This is a genomic window from Agrococcus sp. HG114 (assembly GCF_024723325.1).
Lineage (GTDB): Bacteria > Actinomycetota > Actinomycetes > Actinomycetales > Microbacteriaceae > Agrococcus.
The window spans coordinates 1-7,999 of record NZ_JANQCH010000107.1; the positions used below are offsets into that span (position 1 = coordinate 1).

The 7,999-nt window shown below is 73.1% G+C and carries 8 protein-coding genes and 1 pseudogene; 2 read left to right on the forward strand and 7 right to left on the reverse strand.

Going from position 1 to position 7,999, the window contains the following annotated elements; genetic code table 11:
• The coding region (locus NWP09_RS10025; protein WP_258275371.1) for an ATP-dependent RecD-like DNA helicase at window positions 1-1,364 on the reverse strand (1,364 nt) is incomplete at its 3' end.
• 165 nt (window positions 1,365-1,529) lie between these two features.
• Here NWP09_RS10025 and NWP09_RS10030 point away from each other — a divergent pair.
• Window positions 1,530-2,336, forward strand: a complete 807-nt coding sequence (locus NWP09_RS10030) for a class II glutamine amidotransferase (RefSeq protein ID WP_258275372.1) — start codon at window positions 1,530-1,532, stop codon at window positions 2,334-2,336.
• A gap of 4 nt (window positions 2,337-2,340) precedes the next feature.
• Here the strand turns inward: NWP09_RS10030 and NWP09_RS10035 are convergent, their stop codons facing one another.
• From NWP09_RS10035 to NWP09_RS10055, 5 genes are all read right to left on the reverse strand, one after another.
• Entirely contained in the window at window positions 2,341-2,754 is a 414-nt protein-coding gene (locus NWP09_RS10035; protein ID WP_258275378.1) for a pyridoxamine 5'-phosphate oxidase family protein, read from the reverse strand.
• On the reverse strand, window positions 2,751-2,969 hold the full coding sequence (locus NWP09_RS10040) for a DUF3618 domain-containing protein (RefSeq protein WP_258275373.1): 219 nt from the start codon (window positions 2,967-2,969) through the stop codon (window positions 2,751-2,753). Before NWP09_RS10040 ends, NWP09_RS10035 begins: the two co-directional genes overlap by 4 nt.
• Complete coding sequence (locus tag NWP09_RS10045; RefSeq protein WP_258275374.1) at window positions 2,966-3,454, reverse strand: phage holin family protein; 489 nt, start codon at window positions 3,452-3,454, stop codon at window positions 2,966-2,968. The genes NWP09_RS10040 and NWP09_RS10045 overlap by 4 nt, the downstream gene beginning before the upstream one ends.
• Window positions 3,451-3,741, reverse strand: coding sequence for a hypothetical protein (locus tag NWP09_RS10050; RefSeq protein ID WP_258275375.1), 291 nt, complete (start codon window positions 3,739-3,741; stop codon window positions 3,451-3,453). The genes NWP09_RS10045 and NWP09_RS10050 overlap by 4 nt, the downstream gene beginning before the upstream one ends.
• Window positions 3,742-3,845: 104 nt before the next feature.
• Window positions 3,846-5,786 carry a M13 family metallopeptidase gene (locus NWP09_RS10055; RefSeq protein WP_258275376.1) on the reverse strand — a complete coding sequence of 647 codons (1,941 nt, stop codon included), beginning with the start codon at window positions 5,784-5,786 and terminating at the stop codon, window positions 3,846-3,848.
• A 112-nt stretch (window positions 5,787-5,898) separates the two neighbouring features.
• On the opposite strand from NWP09_RS10055, the gene NWP09_RS10060 reads away from it, so the two are divergent.
• Window positions 5,899-7,215: an MATE family efflux transporter gene (locus tag NWP09_RS10060; protein WP_258275377.1), complete on the forward strand. Its 1,317-nt coding sequence runs from the start codon at window positions 5,899-5,901 to the stop codon at window positions 7,213-7,215.
• A gap of 15 nt (window positions 7,216-7,230) precedes the next feature.
• Here NWP09_RS10060 and NWP09_RS10065 read toward each other — a convergent pair.
• Window positions 7,231-7,999 (reverse strand): annotated as a pseudogene (locus NWP09_RS10065) (hypothetical protein); the annotation flags it as partial.

Consider the following 7,999-nt stretch of genomic DNA (forward strand, 5'->3'; position numbering starts at 1 on the left):
GGCCCGGCGGGCGCGAACGCGGGCTCGACGCGGTCGCGGCCGTCCTCCTCGGCCGCGGACTCCGCCGGGGGCGCCGGCGCAGGCCGCGCGCTCGCGCGAGCGCGCACCTCGTGGATGAAGCGCCGCACGCGCTGGTCGACGATGATGTCTCCGGGCCGCAGCGGCCGCGTGAGGTAGAGGCCCTCGAGCGACGTGAGCCGCGAGAGCGCGACGTAGGTCTGCCCCGGCGCGAACGCGCGCGTGCCCAGGTCGACGACCGCCGCGTCGAAGGTCTTGCCCTGCGCCTTGTGGATCGTCACGGCCCACGCGAGGCGCAGCGGGAACTGCGTGAACTCGGCGACGACGTCGCGCTTGATCTCGCGCGTCGTCGGCGAGTAGGAGTAGCGGTACTGCTCCCACACCGTCGGCTCGACCTCGTGCTGCTCGCCGTCGACCTCGACCCACACCGTGCCGCCGATGTCGACCACCTTGCCGAGCGAGCCGTTCACCCAGCGGCCCTCGGCGTCGTTGCGGAGGAACATCACCTGCGCGCCGAGCTTGAGCTGCAGCTCGACGTCGGCCGGGTACTGCTTGCCGCCGTAGTCGCCAGACACCTCGGCGACCGCCGTCCTCGCCTTGCCGGGCAGCCGCGCGAGCTCGCGCCCGTTGATGCGCGTCACCGTGTCGTTGCGGGTCGCGAGCGTGAGCACGTCGTCGCCCGGCGGCGTGCGCGCACCGGCGTCGTTCAGCAGCTGCGCGATCTCGGCCGTCACCGTGCCGTGCCGCACCGCGTTGAGCGCCATCTTGAAGTCGAGGTCGGTCTGGCGGTGGATGTGCACGAGCTCGACGACCTCGAGCTCGGCCTCCTCGCGCCACACGCGCGCGTCGAAGAACCACATCGACTCGTAGTGGTCGGCGAAGTAGGCGCGCTCCTCGGCATCCCCCGGCACGGGCGCGAGCTGGTACGGGTCGCCGAACATCACGACCTGCACGCCGCCGAACGGCACCGAGCGCACGCCGCGCGCCTGCCGCAGGGAGCGGTCGATCGCGTCCATGAGGTCGGCGTTCACCATCGAGATCTCGTCGATCACGAGCAGGTCGAGCCTGCCGAGCAGCTGCTTGAGCTCCGTGCGCTGCCGCAGCGGCGCGTCGGCGATCACGCCGAGCGGCAGCTTGAGGAGCGAGTGGATCGTCTGCCCGCCCACGTTGAGCGCGGCGACCCCAGTCGGCGCGCACACGATGATCTGCTTCGCGGAGTGCTCGGTGAGGTGCCGCAGCAGCGTCGACTTGCCGGTGCCCGCGCGCCCGGTGATGAAGAGGTGGCCGTCGCCGTCCTCGATGCGCCGGAAGATCGCGAGCTGCTCGGGGGTGAGCTCGACGTCCATCCCCCCATCCTCCCGCACCTGGGGCGCCCGTGCGGCGAGGCGCACGCGCCCCGTGGACGGACCGCTGGAACAGCGGCGCGCGACGCACTGTTACCCGATGTGACGGCGCATCCGGCACCCGGGGCCCGAGTGCGCGATGATGGAGTGGACGGAAGGGGGACGACCATGTGCAGGCTGCTCGCGCACGTCTCCCCCACCCCTGTCACGACGCGCGAGGTGCTCGGCGACGCGAGCTGCTCCGAGTGGCAGCGGCTCGGCCGGCTGCACACCGACGGCTGGGGCACCGCGTGGATCGACGGCGGCCAGGTGCGCCGCTACCGCGACGCGCGCCGCGGCCTCGACAACCCCGACCTCACCGACGCGCTCGGCGACACGCCCTCGCGCGCGCGCCTCACGCACCTGCGGCTCGCGACCGAGGGCTTCGCGACGCGCGTGCAGAACACCCATCCGTTCCGCGTCGGCGACATCGCCCTCGCGCACAACGGCTCGGTGACCCCGTTCGGCGCGCTGCGCGCGAAGGTGACGGATGCGGAGCTCGAGCGGGTGGGCGGCGAGACCGACACGGCGGTCGTCTTCGCGCTCATCCTGCGGCGCCACGAGGCCGGCCTGCCGCTCTTCGACGCGGTGACCGCGACGGTCTCCGAGCTGCGGCGGGAGTTCCCGAGCTCGGCGCTCAACCTGCTCGTGCTGAGCCCCGACGAGCTCATCGCGGTGCACGCGAACCAGGGCGCCCCCATCCCGCTCGCCCTCTTCGAGGAGTCGGGGCTCGGCGACGACCTGCCGGTCGACCACGTCGACCACTACTACCAGCTCTCGTGGCGGCGCTCGGAGGACGGCGCGATCGCGGTGACGTCGAGCGGCCTCACGGGCGAGGGCTGGAACCGCATGCTGCCCGAGACCGCGGTGCGCATCGACCTCGCGTCGCTGCACGTCGAGCGGCGCGAGCTGCACGAGGCGGCCATCGCGGCCTAGCGGCTCACGCGATGAGCCCGCGCGACCCCATCGCGCGCTCGACCGCGAGCTCGATCACGACGCGCGTCGGGTTCTCGCGCGGCTGCCGGTACCGGCGCGCGTAGCGCTCCACCGCATCCGCCACCCGGGCCGGGTCGTCCGAGACCGTCGCGGTGCCCGAGAACGAGCACCAGCGGGCGCCGTCGAGCTGCGCGACGCTCGCGCGCGGGTCGCGGCGCAGGTTCCGGACCTTCTGCGAGCCGCCGTCGGTGATGATGCGCACGACGAGGCCCTCGGCGGTCTCCTCGACGGTGCAGCCGACGGCGACGACGTGGAGCGAGCCGTCGCGCCGCACGGTGCTGAGCGTCGCGAGATGGCGCTCCGCGACGAACCCGCGGCCCGCCTCGGTGAGCGCCGGGCGGGCGACGAGCGAGGTCAGCGCCGGCCGAAGACGGCGAGGGCGATGCCGCCCACGACGAGCACGGCGAGGCCCGCCGCCGCGGCGAGCCACGGGGTCGGGTCGTCGTTGTAGGAGTCCTGCGCCCGGCCGACGACGCGCGTCGCGACCTTCTTCGGGTTCACGCGGTCCTCGATCTCGTTGAGGTGCTGCCGCAGCTCCTCGCGCCGCCGGTCGATCTCACGCTGGTCGGTCATCGCGCGTCTCCCTCCACCCTGGTGAGGCCGCCCGACTCGGACGGCCGCGGTGCTGCAGCCGTCGTGGGCAGGTCGTCGAGCGGGTCGGTGCCGTCGGCCGCGTGGCCGAGCCCGCGCACCATGTTGACGTCGTCCTTGATGCTGTCCACCGCCTCCAGGTCGCCGAAGTCCTTGTTCTGCTTGATGAGGCGGAGGCCGACGAGCGCGAGGATCGCCAGGACGATGAGCAGCAGGAGGGAGACGAGCAGCGCCGACAGCCACGGCGCGAACACGACGTTGAGCCCCTGGTAGGCCGCGTAGAGCAGCCAGCTGAACAGGAAGATCGCCACGACGCCCGCCGCCGCGAGCAGCGCGCCGCCGACGCCGACGCCCTTCGCCTTCTCCGACAGCTCCTGCTTGAGGTGCTGGATCTCGGCCTTCGCGAGGTCGACGATCATCTGCGGCGTCTCGGCGAGGAGATCGCCGAGCGACTTGCGGGGCCTCACGAGACGTCCTCGGGGCGCGCGATGTCGGTCGTGTGGTCGCCGCCCCGCGAGCGGCGCTTGCCGACCTTGTCGATCGTCTCGCCCGCGACGTCCTTCGCCTGCTCGACGAGCTTCGGCGCCTGCGTCTCGACGAAGTGCTGCACCTCGTGGCGCTGCTTCTTGACCGTCGGGGAGTTCCAGACCTTGTCGGCCGCGCCCGCGATCTGCTCGTAGCGCTGACGCCCGGCCTTCGCGCCGAGCACGTAGCCGACGCCGAAGCCGATGACGAGAAGGATCCTGCCGCGCATGTCCGCTCCTGTCGTTGGGGTGCCAGCGTCGCTGGCGGGTGCGCCCTTACGATACCCAGCCCCGCCCGGCTCGTGCTCCCAGGTTCCCGGGCGGGAGGCGCGGATCACCAGATGGTGACGCGCGCCTCGGGGTCGAGCCAGAGCCCGTCGCCCGGCCGCACGTCGAAGGCCTCGACGAACGCGTCGAGGTTCTTCACCACCTGGTTCGTGCGGTGCTCGTTCGGCGAGTGCGGGTCGATCGAGACGAGCCGCACGGCCTCCTCGGGCCGGATCTTGATCTGCCACGCCTGCGCCCACGCGAGGAAGAAGCGCTGCGCGCCCGTGAGGCCGTCGATCACCGGCGGCTCCTCGCCCTCGAGCGAGGCGACGTAGGCCTTCCACGCGATGCCGAGGCCGCCGAGATCGCCGATGTTCTCGCCGATCGTCAGGGCGCCGTTCACCTTGTGCCCGGGCGCCGCGACGGGCTCGAGCGCGTCGTACTGCGCGATGAGCGAGCTCGTGCGCAGCTCGAACGCCGCGCGGTCCCCGTCGGTCCACCAGTCCACGAGGCGCCCGTCGCCGTCGTACTTCGAGCCCTGGTCGTCGAAGCCGTGCCCGATCTCGTGGCCGATCACGGCACCGATCGCGCCGTAGTTGGCCGCCGCATCCCGCCCCGCGTCGAAGAACGGGGGCTGCAGGATCGCCGCGGGGAAGACGATCTCGTTGAAGCCGGGGTTGTAGTAGGCGTTGACCGTCTGCGGGTTCATGAACCACTCGTCGCGGTCGATGGGCTTGCCGATCTTCGCGAGCTCGCGGTCGTGCTCGAAGCGGGTCGCCGCCTGCACGTTCTGCACGAGGTCGTCGCCGATCTCGAGCGACGAGTAGTCGCGCCACTGCTTCGGGTAGCCGATCTTCGGCGTGAACCTCTCGAGCTTCTCGATCGCGCGGCGGCGGGTCTCGGGGCCCATCCACTCGAGCCGCTCGATCGACGCGCGGTACGCCTCGACGAGGTGCTCGATGAGCACGTCCATCGCGGCCTTCGCCTCCGGCGGGAAGTGGCGCTCGACGTAGATGCGGCCGATCGCGTCGCCGAGCATGCCCTCGACGAGCGAGATGCCGCGCTTCCAGCGCTCGCGCTGCTCGGGCGTGCCCGTGAGCACGCGGCCGTAGAAGTCGAACTGGTCCTTCGAGATGCCGGTCGTGAGGTAGCTCGCGAACGAGCGGAGGATCCCCATGCGCAGCCACGTGCGCCACTCGGGCAGGCGCTCGTCGACGAGCATCGACTCGAGCCCCTCGAAGAAGCTCGGCTGCCGCACGACCGCCTCGGCGAAGGTGCCCTCGGGCGCGTGGATCGCGCTGAGCCACGTGCGCAGGCGCGGGTAGCGCTCGGCCGGCCGCTGCAGGTTGTAGGTCTTCTCGTCGTCGCGGGAGGCGACGCGATCCCAGTGGTGCGTCGCGAGCTCGGTCTCGAGCGCGAACACCGCGGCGGCGTCGGCGTCGGGCTGCGCGGCGCCGAGGTGCCCGAACATCGTCGCGAGGTGGGCGAGGTAGGCCTCGCGCACCTCGGCGAACGCGTCCTCGCGGTAGTACGACTCGTCGGGCATGCCGAGGCCGCCCTGGTTCATGTGCACGAGGTAGCGCGTCGGGTCGCCCGGGTCGGTGTCGACCCACACGCCCGTGAATCCGGGGCCGCCGATCGACTCGAGGTCGCCGAGCAGCGCGAGCAGCTCGTCGATGCTGCCGACCGCCTCCGCCCGCTCGAGCAGCGGCCGGATCGGCTCGATGCCCTTGGCATCCGCCGCCTCCTCGTCGAGGAAGGATGCGTAGAGGTCGCCGACCTTCCGCGCATCGGTGCCCGGCTCGGCCTCCTGCATCTCGATGACGATCTCCCGCACGGCGGCCTCCGCCTCCTCCGCGAGCACCGCGAACGCGCCCCAGCGCGCCTTGTCGTTCGGGATCTCGGTGCGCTCGAGCCAGCGCTCGTGCACGTGCATGAAGAGGTCGTCCTGGGGGCGGACCGCGTCGCTGAAGTCGTCGACGGGCAGGCCGGAGGGCAGGGTCGTCATGCGCCTCAGCCTACGTGCCTGCTCCTCAACCGGGCTGGTGGTCCGCGGACGCGATTATCGCGCCTGCCGACCACCAGCCCGGTTGAGATCCCTGCGCGGGTAGCGTGGGCGGGTGCGGGTGCGGGCGGATGCGCGGGATCGGGAGATCCTGCGGCTCGCGATCCCCGCGATCGGCGCGCTCATCGCCGAGCCGGCGTTCCTGCTCGTCGACACGGCGCTCGTCGGGCACCTCGGCGCCGAGGAGCTCGCGGGCGTCGGCATCGGCGCGGCCGTCCTCTCGACCGCCGTCGGGCTGCTCATCTTCCTCGCCTACGGCACGACGCCCGCCGTCGCGCGGCTGCTCGGCGCCGGCGACCGGCCCGCGGCCATCCGCGCGGGCATCGACGGGATCTGGCTCGCGGTCGTCGCCGGGGCGGTGCTCGTCGCGGCCGCGCCGCTCGCGGGACACGTCGTCGCGGCGTTCGGGGCCGCATCCGCCGTCACCGAGCACGCGGCGGTCTACCTCGGCATCTCGATGCTCGGGCTGCCGGCGATGCTCATCGTGCTCGCCGCGACGGGCCTCATGCGGGGCCTGCAGGACACCCGCACGCCGCTCGTCGTCGCGACGATCGGGTTCGCCGCGAACGCCCTGCTCAACGCGGTGCTCATCTACGGCGCCGGGCTCGGCGTCGCGGGCTCCGCGCTCGGCACGGTCGTCGCGCAGTGGGGCATGGCGGCGTTCTTCCTCTGGTTCGCGGTGCGCGAGGCGCGGCGCGAGGGCGTGCCGCTCGGCATCCACTGGGGCGACCTGGGCCGCACCGCGTCGACCGGCGGGTGGCTCTTCGTGCGCACGCTCTCGCTGCGCGCGGCGCTGCTCGCGACCACCGCCGTCGCGACGCAGGCCGGCACCGCGACGCTCGCCGCGACCCAGATCGCGTTCGCGCTCTTCTCGACCCTCGCCTTCGCGCTCGACGCGCTCGCGATCGCGGGGCAGGCGATGCTCGGCAAGGCCCTCGGTGCGGGCGACGCGGCCGAGGCGCGCGCGGTCACCCGCCGGCTGCAGGCGTGGGGCGTGGGGTTCGGATGCATCGTGGGAGCCCTGCTGCTCTCGGTCGCGTGGGTGCTCGGCGGGGCGTTCACCTCCGACCCGGCGGTGCTCGGGCCGCTCCCCGTCGCGCTCGTGCTGCTCGCGCTCGCGCAGCCGATCGCCGGCTTCGTGTTCGTGCTCGACGGCGTGCTCATCGGCGCGGGCGACGTGCGCTACCTCGCCGTCACCGGGCTGCTCAACCTCGCGGTCTACCTGCCGCTCCTGCTCCTCGCGCTGCTGCCGGGCGTCGACGCGCTCGCCATGATCTGGGCGGCGTTCCCGTTCGGCTACCTCGGCGCGCGGGCGCTCACGCTGGGCCTGCGGGCCCGCACGGACGCGTGGCTCCGCACCGGGCGGCACTGACGCATCCGCCCGCCGTCAGACGGTCGCGTCGCGACGGCTGAAGCCCACAGCGGCGGCGGCGAGCAGCGCGGCGGCGATGCCGAGCAGCCACCACGTGCCGGTCCAGTCGGGGTCGGCGACGAGCGGGTTCGCGACCCAGTGGAAGGGGCTGAGGTTCTCGACCCACTCCCACTGCTCGCCGAAGAGCGGGGCGAACTCGCCCAGGAGCATGAGGCCGATGAGGAGCACCCATCCGAGCCACGCGACCGTCGACGGCAGGAAGGCGACGAGCGCGGCGCCCACCGCGAGGTAGATCGCCACGAGCGGCAGATGCGTGACGGCGATCTCGACGAGCTGGCCCCAGCGGTCGTCGCCCGAGCCCGCGAGCGATGCGCCGGCGACCGCGGTGAAGGCGGCGAGCGTCGCGACGCCCGCGAGCGCGCCGAGCAGCACGTGGCTGCCGAGCCAGCCCGAGCGGCGCACGCTCGTCGCGAGCACGAGCTCGCCGTGCGCGAGCTCCTCGTGGCGCAGCCGCAGCGCGCCCTGCATCGCGGCGGCGCTCGCCATGAGCGCGACGAAGCTCGCGATCGCGGTGAGGTACATCCCCTCGACGTCGCCGCCGTCCTCGCCGAGCGTCGTGACGATGCGGGAGAGCGCGGGGTTGTCGGCGATCGCCTCGGCGACGATCGGCGCGAGCCGGCCCGTGACCGTGCCGAGCACGATCCCGACCGCGACCCACGCGATGCTCGAGGCGCGCAGCAGCCGCGCGGTGAGACCGAGCGGGGCTCCGCCGACGCTCCAGCCG

What these genes read in the sequence shown, in the direction of transcription:
- NWP09_RS10030 (WP_258275372.1), top strand. Translation starts at nt 1,530, where the DNA reads ATGTGCAGGCTGCTCGCGCACGTCTCCCCCACCCCTGTCACGACGCGC.
- NWP09_RS10040 (WP_258275373.1), bottom strand. Translation starts at nt 2,969, where the DNA reads ATGACCGACCAGCGTGAGATCGACCGGCGGCGCGAGGAGCTGCGGCAG.
- NWP09_RS10050 (WP_258275375.1), bottom strand. Translation starts at nt 3,741, where the DNA reads ATGCGCGGCAGGATCCTTCTCGTCATCGGCTTCGGCGTCGGCTACGTG.
- NWP09_RS10055 (WP_258275376.1), bottom strand. Translation starts at nt 5,786, where the DNA reads ATGACGACCCTGCCCTCCGGCCTGCCCGTCGACGACTTCAGCGACGCG.